14 protein-coding genes are annotated in these 15,012 nt (G+C 57.2%); 6 read left to right on the top strand and 8 right to left on the bottom strand.

The genetic code is table 11. The features are described from left to right. Window positions 1-76: 76 nt before the first annotated feature. Both nirD and nirB read right to left on the bottom strand, forming a co-directional pair. A complete protein-coding gene (gene nirD / locus USG84_RS17670; protein ID WP_151412442.1) occupies window positions 77-403 on the bottom strand; it encodes a nitrite reductase small subunit NirD in 327 nt (108 codons plus the stop codon). After that, complete coding sequence (gene nirB / locus USG84_RS17665; protein WP_320738401.1) at window positions 400-2,943, bottom strand: nitrite reductase large subunit NirB; 2,544 nt, start codon at window positions 2,941-2,943, stop codon at window positions 400-402. The genes nirD and nirB overlap by 4 nt, the downstream gene beginning before the upstream one ends. Before the next feature lie 239 nt (window positions 2,944-3,182). Between nirB and USG84_RS17660 the strand changes: the two genes are divergently transcribed. Beyond that, window positions 3,183-4,499 carry a cytosine deaminase gene (locus USG84_RS17660; protein WP_151412443.1) on the top strand — a complete coding sequence of 439 codons (1,317 nt, stop codon included), beginning with the start codon at window positions 3,183-3,185 and terminating at the stop codon, window positions 4,497-4,499. Between the two features lie 3 nt (window positions 4,500-4,502). Here the strand turns inward: USG84_RS17660 and tsgA are convergent, their stop codons facing one another. Next, complete coding sequence (gene tsgA, locus USG84_RS17655; protein WP_061096882.1) at window positions 4,503-5,687, bottom strand: MFS transporter TsgA; 1,185 nt, start codon at window positions 5,685-5,687, stop codon at window positions 4,503-4,505. Between the two features lie 278 nt (window positions 5,688-5,965). On the opposite strand from tsgA, the gene ppiA reads away from it, so the two are divergent. The 4 genes from ppiA (at window position 5,966) to argD (ending at window position 9,129) form a co-directional block, all read left to right on the top strand. Further along, on the top strand, window positions 5,966-6,538 hold the full coding sequence (gene ppiA, locus USG84_RS17650; RefSeq protein ID WP_014885514.1) for a peptidylprolyl isomerase A: 573 nt from the start codon (window positions 5,966-5,968) through the stop codon (window positions 6,536-6,538). Between the two features lie 105 nt (window positions 6,539-6,643). Beyond that, the gene (locus tag USG84_RS17645; RefSeq protein WP_151412444.1) at window positions 6,644-7,228 is read left to right on the top strand and encodes a putative adenosine monophosphate-protein transferase Fic; all 585 of its coding nucleotides are present in this window, start codon (window positions 6,644-6,646) and stop codon (window positions 7,226-7,228) included. A gap of 30 nt (window positions 7,229-7,258) precedes the next feature. Next, window positions 7,259-7,822, top strand: a complete 564-nt coding sequence (gene pabA, locus USG84_RS17640) for an aminodeoxychorismate synthase component 2 (RefSeq protein WP_320738400.1) — start codon at window positions 7,259-7,261, stop codon at window positions 7,820-7,822. Between the two features lie 86 nt (window positions 7,823-7,908). After that, a complete protein-coding gene (gene argD, locus USG84_RS17635; RefSeq protein ID WP_320738399.1) occupies window positions 7,909-9,129 on the top strand; it encodes a bifunctional acetylornithine/succinyldiaminopimelate transaminase in 1,221 nt (406 codons plus the stop codon). On the opposite strand, the gene USG84_RS17630 is transcribed toward argD, so the two are convergent. Next, window positions 9,126-11,213, bottom strand: a complete 2,088-nt coding sequence (locus USG84_RS17630) for a YccS/YhfK family putative transporter (protein WP_151412451.1) — start codon at window positions 11,211-11,213, stop codon at window positions 9,126-9,128. The genes argD and USG84_RS17630 overlap by 4 nt on opposite strands. Window positions 11,214-11,270: 57 nt before the next feature. Further along, the gene (gene crp / locus USG84_RS17625) at window positions 11,271-11,903 is read right to left on the bottom strand and encodes a cAMP-activated global transcriptional regulator CRP (protein WP_000242758.1); all 633 of its coding nucleotides are present in this window, start codon (window positions 11,901-11,903) and stop codon (window positions 11,271-11,273) included. Between the two features lie 311 nt (window positions 11,904-12,214). On the opposite strand from crp, the gene USG84_RS17620 reads away from it, so the two are divergent. After that, window positions 12,215-12,619, top strand: coding sequence for an OsmC family protein (locus tag USG84_RS17620; RefSeq protein WP_151412452.1), 405 nt, complete (start codon window positions 12,215-12,217; stop codon window positions 12,617-12,619). 66 nt (window positions 12,620-12,685) lie between these two features. Here USG84_RS17620 and USG84_RS17615 read toward each other — a convergent pair whose 3' ends face one another. The 3 genes from USG84_RS17615 to USG84_RS17605 are packed head-to-tail and all read right to left on the bottom strand — an operon-like array spanning window position 12,686 to window position 14,823. Beyond that, window positions 12,686-13,555, bottom strand: a complete 870-nt coding sequence (locus USG84_RS17615) for a phosphoribulokinase (protein WP_253543376.1) — start codon at window positions 13,553-13,555, stop codon at window positions 12,686-12,688. A 30-nt stretch (window positions 13,556-13,585) separates the two neighbouring features. Beyond that, window positions 13,586-13,804 carry a YheU family protein gene (locus USG84_RS17610; protein ID WP_008503016.1) on the bottom strand — a complete coding sequence of 73 codons (219 nt, stop codon included), beginning with the start codon at window positions 13,802-13,804 and terminating at the stop codon, window positions 13,586-13,588. Next, window positions 13,801-14,823, bottom strand: coding sequence for a hydrolase (locus tag USG84_RS17605; protein ID WP_320738398.1), 1,023 nt, complete (start codon window positions 14,821-14,823; stop codon window positions 13,801-13,803). The genes USG84_RS17610 and USG84_RS17605 overlap by 4 nt, the downstream gene beginning before the upstream one ends. Between the last annotated feature and the right edge of the window lie 189 nt (window positions 14,824-15,012).

Here is a 15,012-nt window from a genome sequence, read left to right as displayed (position 1 = left end):
ATCGTACAGAACATACGGTTTTTCCTGCCGTTACCCATAAGGGGTCATAAGCCTTTCCTATTGAAAAGGCGGGGGGTTACGCTTTGAGCTGCACCTTGCCGTCCTTCACGCGGACGTCGTAGTGCTTCACGGAGAAGCTTTCATCTTCCATGCAGCGCCCGTCGCTTAAACGGAAACGCTGTTTTTTCAGCGGGCTGGCGACCCACAGCTCGCCCTGGTGCTCGGCGATCAGTCCGCGGGAGAGCACGCTGGCCTCGAAGAACGGGTCGATATTGCTGATGGCAAAGACCTGTTCATCGTGGCGAGGGCGGAAAATGGCGACCTGCTCGTTGCCCAGCAGCGCACAGACGCCGGTGGCGGGCAGAATGTCGTTAATCTCGCAGATGTTTACCCACTGGCTCATGCGTTTTCCTCCACCAGCGTCACTGGAATGCGTTCATACGGTGTTGCCGGGCGATGCTGCTCGCGTTCTGGCACTACCTGCACGTTCGGGTCGCGCTGGGTGCTGTTGATAAAGTGTTTGAAGCGCGTCTGCGCCGCAGGGGTGTTGACGGTTTCAGTCCACTCGCAGATCACCGCCTCGCGCAGGCGAGCCATCTCGGCTTCCAGATGCTCGTTCAGGCCCAGCTTGTCGTCGATGATCACCGCTTTCAGGTAGTCGATGCCGCCTTCCAGGTTATCGAGCCAGGAGGCGGTACGGGTCAGCTTATCGGCGGTACGGATGTAGAACATCATAAAGCGGTCGAGATACTGGATCAGCGTGTCGCGATCGAGATCCGCCGCCAGCAGGTCCGCGTGGCGTGGTTTCATCCCGCCGTTGCCGCACACGTACAGGTTCCAGCCTTTCTCGGTAGCGATGATCCCCACGTCTTTACCCTGCGCTTCTGCACATTCGCGGGTACAGCCGGAGACGCCGAACTTCATTTTGTGCGGGGTTCGGATGCCCTTGTAGCGGTTTTCCAGCTCCACGCCGAAGCCCACGCTGTCGCCCACGCCGTAGCGGCACCAGGTGCTGCCCACGCAGGTTTTCGCCATGCGCAGCGCTTTGGCATACGCGTGGCCGGTTTCGAAGCCCGCTTCAATCAGCTGACGCCAGATTTCCGGCAGGTCATCCTTCTGCGCGCCAAACAGGCCGATACGCTGGGAGCCGGTGATTTTGGTGTACAGGTTAAATTCACGGGCGATACGGCCCACGGCGACCAGCCCTTCCGGGGTGATTTCGCCCCCGGCGGAACGCGGAATGACGGAGTATGTACCGTCTTTCTGGATGTTCGCCAGGAAGTTATCGTTGGTGTCCTGCAGCGGCGTGTGTTCTGGTTTGAGCACGTACTCGTTCCAGCAGGAGGCCAGCAGGGAGCCGACGGTCGGTTTACAGACTTCGCAGCCGTAGCCCTGGCCGTGCTTCGCCAGCAGTTCGTCGAAGGACTTAATGCCCTCCACGCGGATCAGGTGGTACAGCTCCTGGCGAGAATACGCGAAATGCTCGCACAGGTTGTTGTTCACTTCGATGCCCTGTTTCGCCAGCTCGGCGTTCAGTACCTGCGTCACCAGCGGAATACAGCCGCCGCAGCCGGTACCGGCTTTGGTTTCCGCTTTCAGCGCCGCAACGGTGTGGCAGCCTTTGTTGATGGCGGAGATCAGCATGCCTTTGGTGACGTCGAAGCAGGAGCAAATCTGCGCGCTGTCCGGCAGTTTATCCACGCCGATAGACGGCTTGCCGCTGGAGGCGTGAGCCGGGAGGATCAGCGCGTCCGGGTTTTCCGGCAGCTCAATGGCGTTCAGCACCAGCTGGAGCAGGTTACCGAAGTCGCTGGTGTCGCCCACCAGCACCGCACCCAGCAGGGTTTTGTTGTCCTGGCTGACGATGAGGCGTTTGTAGACCTCTTTGCTTTCGTCGAGGTAAACGTAGCTGCGGGAATTCGGGGTGCGGCCGTGCGCATCGCCGATACCGCCCACGTCCACGCCCAGCAGCTTCAGCTTGGCGCTCATGTCTGCGCCGGTGAAGGCGTTTTCGCTGCCGAGGATATGGTCCACGGCGACCTGCGCCATTTTGTAACCCGGCGCGACCAGACCGTATACGCGGTTATTCCAGCTGGCGCATTCGCCGATGGCGTAGATATCCGGGTCGGAGGTCTGGCAAGAGTCGTTAATCATGATCCCGCCGCGCTGCGCTACCGCCAGACCGCACTGGGTCGCCAGCTTGTCGCGCGGGCGGATCCCGGTGGAGAAGACGATGAAGTCCACTTCCAGCTCGCTGCCGTCGGCAAAGCGCATGGTTTTGCGCGCTTCGGTGCCTTCCTGCACGATCTCTTTGGTGTTCTTGCTGGTGTGAACCTTCACGCCCATGCTTTCGATTTTACGGCGCAACTGGTCGCCACCCATGTGGTCCAGCTGTTCGGCCATCAGCATCGGCGCAAATTCGATGACGTGGGTTTCAACCCCGAGGTTTTTGAGCGCGCCAGCCGCTTCCAGACCCAGCAGGCCGCCGCCGACCACCGCGCCGCGTTTGCTTCGGCGCGCGCAGGATTCGATGGCGTTGAGGTCTTCAATCGTGCGATAAACGAAGCAATCCTGCGTCTCCGAGCCTTTAATGGGCGGGATCCACGGATATGAGCCCGTCGCCATGATCAGCTTGTCGTAAAAAACCGTACGCCCGGCGCTGGAGTGGATCACTTTTTCCTGACGGTTAATGGTGATGGCGCGTTCGCCCACCAGCACTTTTACGCCATGCTTCTCGTAGAAACCTTCACGCACCAGAGAGAGCTCTTCGGCGGTATGATGGGAGAAGTAGGAAGACAAGTGCACACGGTCGTACGCCTTGCGGGGTTCTTCACAGAACACGGTAATATCGAACTGCTCAGCGTCGGCCTTATCGAGAAGATCCTCAATAAAGCGGTGGCCGACCATGCCGTTACCGATGATAGCGAGTCTGACTTTGCTCATTATTGCCTCGATTTCTTTTCTATTACTGCCTACCTTAACGATTCAGCAGGGGCGCTTATTGATGTAAATCAAATACGTCTTCGCCTACTCCTTAGGGGGTATGCGGCTGATTTGTCAGGATTTTTATAAGTTATGGAAATCTCAGGCTTTTCGGTGTCGTCGATTTTGTGTACAAACAAAGGCGTATTTTTAAACAAAAATACGCATAAACAACAGTTGCGTTTATCAGGGGAAATGAAATGTCTACAACACCGCTTTGGCTTGTTCAGAACGTTCGCTTACCGGGCCGGGAAGGACTGTGGCAAGTCGCCATTGAGAACGGGCGATTTGGTGATATCACCCCGATGAACGACATCCACACCGAGAGTTATGAAGTGTTAAATGCGCACGGCGGACTGGCTATTCCGCCGTTTATCGAGCCGCATATCCATCTTGATACCACCCAGACGGCGGGCGAGCCTAACTGGAACCAGTCCGGCACGCTGTTTGAGGGCATTGAGCGCTGGGCCGAGCGTAAAGCGTTGCTCAGCCATGAAGATGTGAAAGCGCGTGCCTGGAAAACGCTAAAGTGGCAAATTGCCAACGGCATTCAGTTTGTCCGCACCCACGTTGATGTCTCCGACCCGACGCTCACCGCCCTCAAGGCGATGCTGGAGGTGAAGCAGGAGGTTGCCCCGTGGGTGACGCTGCAAATCGTCGCGTTCCCGCAGGAGGGCATTCTCTCTTACCCGAACGGCGCGGCGCTGCTGGAAGAGGCGTTAAGACTGGGGGCTGACGTGGTGGGGGCGATCCCGCACTTCGAATTCACCCGCGAGTATGGCGTGCAGTCGCTGCATATCGCTTTCGATCTGGCGAAGAAATATGACCGCCCGCTGGATATCCACTGCGATGAAATTGACGACGAGCAGTCGCGCTTTGTCGAGACGGTGGCAGCGCTGGCCTATGAGGCCGGCATCGGCCCGCGCGTGACCGCCAGCCACACCACCGCCATGCACTCGTACAACGGCGCTTACACCTCGCGGCTCTTCCGCCTGCTGAAGATGTCCGGGATTAACTTCGTGGCTAACCCGCTGGTGAATATCCACCTGCAGGGGCGTTTTGACGACTATCCGAAGCGCCGCGGCATCACCCGGGTGAAAGAGCTGCAGGAGGCAGGCATTAACGTCTGCTTCGGCCATGACGACGTTTTCGACCCGTGGTACCCGCTCGGCACCGGCAACATGCTGCAGGTGCTGCACATGGGGCTGCACGTGTGCCAGATGATGGGCTATCCGCAAATCGACAGCGGCCTGAATCTGATCACCCATAACAGCGCCCGAACCTTTGGCCTGAGCGATTACGGTATTGAGACGGGAAATCCGGCGAATCTGATTATTCTGCCTGCGGAGAGCGGGTTTGAAGCGGTGCGCTGTCAGGTACCGGTGCGCTGGTCGATTCGTCAGGGGCGGGTGATTGCTACCACGCAGCTGGCGCAGACGTGGATCCAGACGGACGTTGGGGGAGAAGAGGTGAGCTTTGCCAGAAACAGCCCCTCTGGCGAGCGCAAAGGGGCGTAGGAGTTAGTGAGACGCTGCTGCCGCGTTGTGCTGGCGGTGGCGGGTCACAAAGCCCAGGATGAAGCACATGATGAACACCACGGCATACAGACCGTTAGCGGTGTGCAGCGCCGCCAGCGGGCCGCTGTGGGCAACGATCGGGCCCGTCACCACGAAGGTGAGCATGGTGCCGATGGTGCCGCAGGTCAGCACGAAGTTAACCAGCTTCGGCGAAGCCACTTTGGTCTGCAGGGAGCCCAGGGTGATGATCGAGGTGTAAATCGCGCTGGAGAAGAAGCCCAGGGTCAGAATGAACCACGGCATATGCTCCGGTGAACCGTTGATGAACAGGTACATCAGCACGGTCGCCAGGCCTGCGAGCACGGTCAGAATACGCTGCAGGTCGAAGAAGCGCAGGATGAAGCTAAACGCCCACATGCCGAACATGTAAGACATCCAGAAATCGCTCACCAGCTTACCCGCGTCGTTCAGGCTCATGCCCAGACCTTTGGCGTATTCCGGAACCCAGGAGATAAAGCCCAGCTGGCCGAGGATGTAGCACAGGGCGGCAATGGAGAGGAACAGCACGCCGATGCCCCATTTCTCTTTCGCGACGGGCTCTGCGGTAGCCTGTGCTTTTTTGCCCAGCACCGGGAACTCACAGCCGAAGGTCAGGATAAAGATCGCCACGTAGACGAGGCCGATGCAGGCGTATACCCAGTACCACTCAATGCTGCGCGCCAGCAGAACGGCGGCGACCATCGGGAAAATCATCCCGGCCATGCTGAAGAAGGAGTCGGTAAACAGCAGGCGCGCGCCGCGCTGGCGGCCTTCATACATATGGGTAATCAGGAACGTACCGATCGACATCGTGATCCCGCTGACCAGACCAAGCACGAACATGGCGGCGGAGAATAGCGCGATGCTGTGGCTCAGCATCAGGCCTGCCACGGCGGCAACCATCAGCACAAAGCCAAAGCGCAGCTGGGTTTTCAGCGGGACGATTTCCATCAGCCAGGCATTCAGGAAGATAGAGATCAGGATCCCCGCGTTGAGGAAGGTGAAGGTATTGCTCATGCTGGAAACGGGCAGCTGGAAGTAGTCTGCGATATTTCCCATCACCATCCCGGTGACGATCACCAACGCGCCGGTCAGGGCGTAGGAGAAAAAGCTGATCCATGTGAGCTTGATGCGATTGCTGTTAGTCATGTCTGGCCTGTTCAGAAAAAGAAAAGCGCCGAGGGGGCGCTGAGAGCGGGCAGATTTTAGTCGCTAAAGTGATCTATTCCTATCTTTTAAGGGAAATGATTATGGCATTGCAGGCTTTAGTGTGATCTAAATCACATTAAATGGTCGTATAACCAATCGTTTGCGCAGTAATAATTGTTTCAATTTCGTAAAATTAGGTAAAAGGCTGGTCTCGGTTCATACTGCTCTTTAGAATCAAGCCATTCGCTTTTTATACTGCGCTTTGTTAAGGAATTCTCATGCTCAAATCAACACTGGCGGCTGTCGCAGCTGTGTTTGCTCTTTCTGCCGTTTCCCCTGCTGCGCTGGCAGCCAAAGGGGACCCTCACGTTCTGCTGACCACCTCTGCCGGGAACATTGAGCTGGAACTGAATAGCCAGAAAGCTCCGGTTTCTGTGAAAAACTTCCTCGACTATGTGAACAGTGGTTTCTATAACAACACCACCTTCCACCGCGTGATCCCAGGCTTCATGATTCAGGGCGGCGGCTTCAACGAGCAGATGCAGCAGAAACAGCCTAACCCGCCAATCAAAAACGAAGCGGACAATGGCCTGCTGAACAAGCGCGGCACCATCTCCATGGCGCGCACGGCGGATAAAGACAGCGCTACCAGCCAGTTCTTCCTCAACGTGGCGGATAACGCCTTCCTCGACCACGGCCAGCGCGACTTCGGCTATGCGGTCTTCGGTAAAATCGTGAAAGGGATGGACGTGGCGGACAAGATTTCCCAGGTACCGACCCATGACGTCGGCCCGTACCAGAATGTACCGTCTAAACCTGTCGTGATCCTCTCCGCGAAAGTTCTGCCATAAGCCTCTTTGACACGGGCGATCCTCGCCCGTGTTGTGACCCCTCCCTGCGAAAGCGCGTTTTGCTGCTTATACTTGTGGCAAACGGACTATTCAGGGAGGCGTTAAGTGAAAAAACTCACCGATAAGCAAAAATCCCGTCTCTGGGAGCAGCAGCGTAACGTCAATTTTCAGGCCAGTTGTCTCCTTGAAAAAGGTAATGGTCCTTCAGAGCCCGGCATTGAGACGCTGGAGCTTGGGCCTTCAGCACCCGGGCTGCCGCATCTGTGCCTCATTCACCGCCATCTGTATCACAGAGAGATGAAGCAGGCAGGCGAATTCCGTACCGACGATATTTTTAAGGGTGACATTCCCTTCTGCCATTTTGAGTACATCGAGACGATGGGTAACGAACTGATGGCGGCGCTGGAAAGCGATAAGTATCTTGTGGGACTGGAGAAGGCGGCGTTTGTTGAAAAAGTGAGCCATTACTACTGTGAAATCAACATGCTGCATCCCTTTATGCGCGGTAACGGCATTGCTCAGCGCGTCTTCTTTGAGCAACTGGCCATCCACGCGAATTACGCGCTGGACTGGCGGGATATCGATCCCGAGCAGTGGGTGGCGGCGAACCGAAGCGGCGCCATGGGGGATTTGAGCGCGCTGAGCGCTATCTTTGCCAAAGTAGTGAGCGAAGCGCGGGAATCTGAGTAGAATAGGGCGGCATTTTTTTCGGGAGCCGCCATGATTCTGCTGATTGATAACTACGATTCCTTCACCTGGAACCTTTACCAGTACTTTTGTGAACTGGGTGCAGAGGTGGTTGTCCGCCGCAACGACGAACTCAGCCTGGCCGATATCGAGACGCTGGCTCCGCAGAAAATCGTCATTTCGCCGGGGCCGTGTACGCCGTCGGAATCGGGCATTTCTCTGGACGTTATTCACCACTATGCCGGCAGGCTGCCGATCCTGGGCGTCTGTCTCGGCCATCAGGCCATTGCCCAGGCGTTTGGGGCCACCATCGTGCGTGCCGCGAAAGTGATGCACGGTAAAACCTCGCCGGTCACCCACACCGGCACCGGGGTATTTACGGGGCTTAATAATCCGTTAATCGTGACGCGCTACCATTCGCTGGTGATTGACCCGCCGACGCTGCCCGACTGCTTTGAGGTGACCGCCTGGAGCGATACGCAGGAGATCATGGGGATTCGCCACCGCGAGTGGGATCTCGAAGGGGTGCAGTTCCACCCTGAAAGTATCCTCAGCGAGCAGGGGCACGCCCTGCTGGCAAATTTCCTCAATCGCTGAATATCTGTTGCCTTGCTGTGATTTTTTATGCATATTTTGTGATTATATTTTCACAATCAATGTGACATAAAATGGATGGGCATGACATGGCAACTGAACAACCAGCAATTACCCGCGCGACATTCGATGAAGTAATTCTGCCGATTTATGCACCGGCTGAGTTTATCCCGGTGAAGGGGAAAGGCAGCCGCGTCTGGGATCAGCAGGGCAAAGAGTACGTGGATTTCGCGGGCGGTATTGCGGTCACGGCGCTGGGTCACTGCCATCCTGCGCTGGTGGAGGCGCTGAAAACCCAGGGCGAAACCCTGTGGCACACCAGCAACGTATTCACCAACGAACCGGCGCTGCGCCTGGGCCGTAAGATCATTGATGCTACCTTTGCCGAGCGCGTGCTGTTTATGAACTCCGGCACCGAGGCGAACGAAACCGCCTTCAAGCTGGCGCGCTACTACGCCACCACGCGCCATAGCCCGTACAAAACTAAAATCATCGCCTTCCACAACGCCTTCCACGGACGCTCCTTCTTTACCGTCTCCGTTGGCGGCCAGCCGAAGTATTCCGACGGCTTCGGTCCGAAACCGGCCGATATCGTCCACGTGCCGTTTAACGATCTGCACGCGGTGAAAGCGGTGATGGACGACCACACCTGCGCGGTCGTGGTGGAGCCGATCCAGGGTGAAGGCGGCGTGACCGCAGCGACCCCGGAATTCCTGAAAGGGCTGCGCGAACTGTGCGACGAGCATCAGGCGCTGCTGGTGTTTGATGAAGTGCAGTGCGGGATGGGGCGTACCGGAGAGCTGTTTGCCTACATGCACTACGGCGTGACGCCGGATATTCTGACCAGCGCCAAAGCGCTCGGCGGCGGTTTCCCGGTGAGTGCGGTACTGACGACGCAGGAGATTGCCTCCGCGTTCCACGTCGGGTCTCACGGCTCCACCTACGGCGGTAACCCGCTGGCGAGCGCCGTGGCAGGTGCTGCGTTCGACATTATCAACACCCCTGAGGTGCTAAACGGCGTTAGCGCGAAGCGCGAGCTGTTTGTGAAGCATCTCCAGCAGATTAACGATAAGTACGACGTCTTCAGCGAGATCCGCGGCATGGGGCTGCTGATTGGTGCCGAGCTGAAGCCGCAGTACAAAGGCCGCGCGCGCGATTTCCTGCACGCTGCCGCGCATGAAGGCGTCATGGTGCTCAACGCGGGGCCGGACGTGATGCGCTTCGCGCCGTCGCTGGTGGTGGAAGAGAAAGATATTGAAGACGGGTTAGCCCGCTTTGCCGCAGCGGTCGAGAAGATCGTAAAAGGCTAATACTCGGTGCGCTTTAACCGCCGCGTTAACCAGATGCCGTGATGCGGGCGCTGACGCCATGCCACCGACGAAATGGTGTGCATGGTGTTCAGATGCCCCAGCACGCGCTGCAAATGCTGCTCCAGGGTGCTCATCGGCCCGTGGGTCAGCGTCTCCGGTGCTTCCAGAATGTTCGAGTCGCCCGACTCGCCCGGCGCGTCATACTCCAGACGCTGCTGACACCTCTGCAGGGCAATTTCACAGGACTGTAAATAGCGCTGCGCCAGATCCGGCGTCAGCATCGTGTGCTCGCGCGCCAGCGTCGTCATTGCGTTAATGTGCTCGACGATAAACTGGCTGTGCGTCACCCACAGCTTCATGTCTGCAAGATAGTGTGAATTAAAGCCCGGCTCCTGCATCGCCTGATTCAGCGAGTTGAACAGGGCGTTATGCGCCTGGTTGACCTTCATACGTTCGTAAGCAAGCGGGGAAGGCTGCGGATCGTCGCTCAGGATCAGACGAATGGCCTGCTGATCGGCTTCCAGCGCGTCGTGGGCGTTCTGCCTCAGCAGCCCGCTCTGCCACTGCGGCCACAGCCAGACCATCCCGCCAAAGGCGATCAGGCAGCCAATCAGCGTGTCGATCAGGCGGGCAACGATGAACTGTTCGCCGTTAAGCGTAAGCAGCTGCAGGGTGTATACCGCCGTCACCGTAAAGCCCACCATTGCCCAGCCGTAGTTTTTGCGAATGATGAGATAGCTTACCAGGGTGATCGCCAGCATGCCCGCCAGGGTATAGCCCTCGGGCACGTGGAAGTGCAGCGTCACGCCCGCAATGATCAGCCCCGCCATTGTGCCGCCTGCCCGGTGCAGAATGCGCACCCGGGTGGCGCCATAGCCGTTCTGGGTAACAAACAGCACGGTCATTAAGATCCAGTACGGTTTCGGCAGGTGGAGCGCCATGCCCATCAGGCTGGCGATACTGAGCATGACGCTAATCCTTGCGGCGTTGCGCAGGGCGGAAGATTTCAGAGACAGATAGCTTCTCAGCGCCGGCAGCAGCGGCAGACGTTTTTGTTTATCCGCCATCAGGTCACGGGGATAAAGCGGGCGCTGGGTGCGCAGCACGCGGGCGATGCGGCTGAAGTGCCAGGCGGCGAACTGGCCGACCGGATTATCCGGGTGCTGGCGGGCAATTTTCTCCAGCGCGCCGAGCTGTTTGTCCATGTTAAAGCGCGTGGGATAGCGGTGGTAGAGAATATCATCGGCCAGCACCCGCAGGCGCCCGGAGACGGTCTGCGCGTTCCAGCGGATCACCGCTTCGGCATGGCTTCGCTCAACCAGCTTTTGCACCTCCTGCGGGTGGTGAAGGCTTACGGAGATATGCTCCTGAAGATCCAGCCCCACCTGGAAGGTGCGCAGCAGCCGTTTATATTCGTGGTTCTTGTTGGCGGCGAGCATATGCAGCTGCTGATAGCACTGGCTTATCAGATCCACCACCTTTTGCTGGCGCGTCAGCAGCGGCGGTAAGGATTTTTCCGGATCGGTATGCTGGGTGAGCAGGGTGTATTTGGCTTCGCAGTAATCCGCAAGCTGCACGTAGAGCAGGCTCAGCGATTCGCGCAGCGGCTGCTCCCGCCACAGCCAGAACCAGAACCAGTTAAACAGCCCGTACCACAGCGTGCCGAGGGCGTAGATCAGCAGCGGCTCCCACACGGGCATATTCCCGGCGAGGCTCAGGGTGAAGATGGCCGCAATGAGTGACGCGGGGAGCAGGCGGGCATGGAGCGAACTGATTTCGGCCGTGACGCCGAGGGTCATCGCCAGCACGGTCAGGATCAGCGGCAGGGGAATATCGCGAGCCAGCAGAAGCTGCACCGCGAGGCTACAGCCTGCAAACAGCGAACCGCCAATTATCAGACGTTTGAAAAAGCGTTTATGGGGCGTGTCCAGACCGGCAATGTTGCAGCAGGCGGGGACGAGGGAAAACAGCAGGCCCTGCTGAAGATGTCCCAGGATCAGGCCCACGGCCACGGGAAGACACAACACCAGCGTTTGTCGCAGTGCGTAGTTAACTTCCGGGTGATAGATCAGCCTGCGCCACATGGGGAAAAGAGACAAAAACGGCGTGACACCTCGCGATGGCACGCCGTTTGAGCAGGATTAACGGGTTCCGTAAACCACGATGGTTTTACCGTGGGCGGAGATCAGGTTTTGATCTTCCAGCATTTTCAGGATACGGCCCACGGTTTCGCGGGAGCAACCGACGATCTGACCAATTTCCTGACGGGTAATTTTAATTTGCATGCCGTCCGGGTGGGTCATCGCGTCTGGCTGTTTCGCCAGGTTCAGCAGGGTCTGCGCGATGCGGCCGGTCACGTCCAGGAAGGCGAGGTTACCCACTTTCTCTGACGTCACCTGCAGACGGCGCGCCATCTGGGAAGAAAGACGCATCAGGATGTCAGGGTTTACCTGAATCAGCTGACGGAATTTCTTATAAGAAATTTCAGCCACTTCACATGCTGTCTTTGCACGAACCCAGGCGCTACGTTCCTGGCCTTCTTCAAACAGGCCCAGTTCACCGATAAAATCGCCCTGGTTCAGATAAGAAAGGATCATCTCTTTGCCTTCCTCATCTTTGATCAGCACTGCCACCGAGCCTTTGACGATGTAATACAACGTTTCCGCTTTTTCACCCTGGTGAATCAGCGTGCTCTTCGATGGGTACTTATGAATGTGGCAATGAGACAAGAACCATTCGAGAGTCGGGTCTGTTTGCGGTTTGCCAAGCACCATGCGCTGTTATCCTCTGTTATAAGCTGTCACCAGAGTCATCAGATGCATCCGGACTCTGGGGTTGCAATCGAATTCTTACCCATACCCTGGGAAGTCGGCTGTCGTAACGTTTCGCAGCCAGTAAAGTTTGATGTCCTCTGCATACATGTGTAACGTCAATGTATTACTGTAGCATCCTGAGTGTTTTAGCATAGCTTTCGCCGCGTGTCTCCTGGTGTCTCGCTTCAGCATGATGCAGGTCGCCTTCCATTGCGAGAAATGTAACGCACGCGTAATCTGTCACCAAAAATGCAACGTTGGAGTTAATGAATATGCAAGCGCGCGTGAAGTGGGTTGAAGGTTTAACGTTCCTGGGCGAGTCCGCGTCAGGACACCAGATTTTGATGGATGGTAATTCCGGCGATAAAGCGCCGAGCCCAATGGAAATGGTGCTGATGGCGGCAGGTGGATGCAGCGCGATCGACGTGGTGTCGATTCTGCAAAAAGGTCGTCATGACGTGACGGATTGCGAGGTTAAACTCACCTCAGAACGTCGCGAAGAGGCGCCGCGCCTGTTCACCCACATTAATCTGCACTTTGTTGTTTCCGGGAAAGCGCTGAAAGACGCGGCGGTTTCACGCGCGGTGGACCTGTCTGCGGAGAAGTACTGCTCTGTGGCGTTAATGCTGGAGAAAGCGGTAAAAATCACCCATTCGTATGAAGTGATCGAGGCGTGATTCATGGGGCATCGTGCGTGTTGATGCCCTCACCCTAACCCTCTCCCACGGGGAGAGGGAACATGTTTACGGAATCTGCTTCCCTTCCATCAACCGCTGAACCAGCGGCGTCATGATGAGCTCCATCGCCAGCCCCATTTTTCCGCCCGGCACCACTAACGTATTCATGTGCGAAATAAACGAGCCCTGCAGCATCGCCAGCAGCCAGGGGTAATCAATGCCGTCAAGATTGCGGAAGTGGATCACCACAAAGCTCTCATCCAGCGACGGGATGCTTTTCGCCGCGAACGGATTGGAGGTGTCCACCGTCGGCACGCGCTGGAAGTTAATGTGGGTTCGGGAAAACTGCGGCGTGAGGTAGTTGATGTAGTCTTCCATGGAGCGCACCACCGAGTCCATCACCGCCTCGCGCGAATGGCCGCGCTCGCTCATGTCACGCGTCAGCTTCTGGATCCACTCCAGGTTTACGATCGGCACCACACCGACCAGCAGATCCACATGGCGTGCCACGTCGTGCTGAGGCGTGACCACGCCGCCGTGCAGTCCTTCATAAAACAGCACGTCGGTGGGTTCCGGCAGCGGTTGCCAGGGGGTAAAGGTGCCCGGCACCTGGTTCCAGGGTACGGCTTCGTCGTAGGTGTGCAGATACTTACGGGACTGCCCGGTACCGCTCTGCCCGTATTCGCGGAAGGTTTGCTCCAGCAGGCCGAAATCATTGGCTTCCGGGCCGAAGTAGCTGATGTGTTTACCCAGATCGCGCGCCTTGCGGATCGCCATGTCCATCTCAGGCCGCGTATAGCGGTGAAAGCTGTCGCCTTCGACCTCCGCCGAACGGAGATTCAGCTGGGCGAAAATCTTGCGAAAAGCGAGGCTGGTGGTGGTGGTTCCCGCACCACTCGAGCCCGTAACGGCAATAATGGGATGTCTGGCAGACATAGCAACTCCCTGACTGAAAAGGTTGGAAGATCAGCCGTGAAACGCGTTGCGGGGCATGATATTGACCGTCTCATGCAGTTCTGACCACACCAGCACCACGTCGCCGCTTTTCAGCTGGCGTTTTACATCGTTGACCTTTTGCTCAAGCGAACGCTCTTGTTCACCATAATCGGTGCCTTCGCGTAATACAAAGCTTTCAATCAGATTATCGAGCGTTTCGGGAGCCAGATCCTGCCAGGGAATGATCATTTTGCACCGTCCAGATAAGGAGTAAGCCAGTCAGGAATTCGCGCTTCCAGCCACATTTTCGGCCTGCGCAGCGTGCCGCCGATAAACCCCACGTGGCCGCCATGTTCGGTCAGCTGGTAGTGAACGTTGTCAGGCAGGAATTCCTGCGCGGGAATAGAGTGGTGATCCATAAACGGGTCATCTTTAGCGTGAATAATCAGCGTCGGCTGCGTGATTTTGCTGAGCAGCGGCATGGCGCTGCACTGTCGGTAATAGTCGATAGCATCGGCGAAGCCGTGAATTTTGGCGGTGATCAGATCGTCAAACTCGCGGATGCGGCGCACCTTTTTCAGCTGGCCCAGGCTTACCGGAAGGGTATCCGGATAGGCCTTCAGCTTGCGCGCCGCGTTGGCTTTCAGCAGGTTGAGCAGATAGCGCTGATAGACGCGAGAAAAGCCTTTTTCCATGTGGTAGCTGCACTGCTCCAGCATAAACGGTGCGGAGACAATGACGGCGGCATTCAGCGGTACGCTTTCGCTCTCTTTGGCCAGCAGGCAGGCCAGCATATTTCCGCCGAGCGAATAGCCCACCGCCGCCGTCGGCACGGTGCCGAAATTATCCCGCAGCCAGTGCAAGAACCAGGTGCCATCTTCGGTTTCACCCGAGTGATAAATGCGTTTCTGGCGATTCGGCTCGCCGCTGCATCCTCGAAAGTGCATCACCACGCCAAGCCAGCCGCGCGCTTTTGCCGCCTGGATTAACCCATGTGCATACGGGCTGTGCAGACTGCCTTCCAGACCGTGAAACACCACCAGGCGGGGCTTATGGCGCGCCTGTTCGGGATCTTCGCTCCAGGCGAGATCCAGAAAATCACCGTCCGGCAAATCCAGCCGCTGCCAGTGCGGAGTGAACTGCACCTTACGGCGGATCAGGCGCGGCAGCATGGTCTGCAGGTGGCAATTGGCCACGCCGCGCATGGGCACGAAATCAGTGCTGTCTTCGGCGGTGAGGTCGAAGTCTGAGGGAATGATTTGGGTCATAAGGGCGATGCTGATTCTTGTCAGAAATTTACTATACCTTCCGAATTGTACCCCGTTTAGCCTGGTTTTCCGAACCATGAACTGATCCCGATCACAAATATTTACCTTGATTATTACTCTCAGGCTAATGATTCCTCTCTACGCTTAATTGATGCCTTTTCCGCCAGGGTGCAGACTTTATTCAGCGTT

It is taken from the genome of Enterobacter sp. 168J2 (assembly GCF_034107265.1).
GTDB classification, from domain to species: Bacteria; Pseudomonadota; Gammaproteobacteria; order Enterobacterales; family Enterobacteriaceae; genus Enterobacter; species Enterobacter nematophilus.
Note: the sequence above shows the minus strand (reverse complement) of the source record. Positions and strands in the feature narration are given on the sequence as shown.

Excerpts from the sequence above, each read along its gene's own strand:
- ppiA (WP_014885514.1), top strand. The coding sequence starts at position 5,966 with ATGCTCAAATCAACACTGGCGGCTGTCGCAGCTGTGTTTGCTCTTTCT.
- USG84_RS17610 (WP_008503016.1), bottom strand. The coding sequence starts at position 13,804 with ATGATCATTCCCTGGCAGGATCTGGCTCCCGAAACGCTCGATAATCTG.
- nirB (WP_320738401.1), bottom strand. The coding sequence starts at position 2,943 with ATGAGCAAAGTCAGACTCGCTATCATCGGTAACGGCATGGTCGGCCAC.
- pabA (WP_320738400.1), top strand. The coding sequence starts at position 7,259 with ATGATTCTGCTGATTGATAACTACGATTCCTTCACCTGGAACCTTTAC.
- USG84_RS17660 (WP_151412443.1), top strand. The coding sequence starts at position 3,183 with ATGTCTACAACACCGCTTTGGCTTGTTCAGAACGTTCGCTTACCGGGC.
- nirD (WP_151412442.1), bottom strand. The coding sequence starts at position 403 with ATGAGCCAGTGGGTAAACATCTGCGAGATTAACGACATTCTGCCCGCC.
- USG84_RS17620 (WP_151412452.1), top strand. The coding sequence starts at position 12,215 with ATGCAAGCGCGCGTGAAGTGGGTTGAAGGTTTAACGTTCCTGGGCGAG.
- argD (WP_320738399.1), top strand. The coding sequence starts at position 7,909 with ATGGCAACTGAACAACCAGCAATTACCCGCGCGACATTCGATGAAGTA.
- tsgA (WP_061096882.1), bottom strand. The coding sequence starts at position 5,687 with ATGACTAACAGCAATCGCATCAAGCTCACATGGATCAGCTTTTTCTCC.
- USG84_RS17605 (WP_320738398.1), bottom strand. The coding sequence starts at position 14,823 with ATGACCCAAATCATTCCCTCAGACTTCGACCTCACCGCCGAAGACAGC.
- crp (WP_000242758.1), bottom strand. The coding sequence starts at position 11,903 with ATGGTGCTTGGCAAACCGCAAACAGACCCGACTCTCGAATGGTTCTTG.
- USG84_RS17630 (WP_151412451.1), bottom strand. The coding sequence starts at position 11,213 with ATGTGGCGCAGGCTGATCTATCACCCGGAAGTTAACTACGCACTGCGA.
- USG84_RS17615 (WP_253543376.1), bottom strand. The coding sequence starts at position 13,555 with ATGTCTGCCAGACATCCCATTATTGCCGTTACGGGCTCGAGTGGTGCG.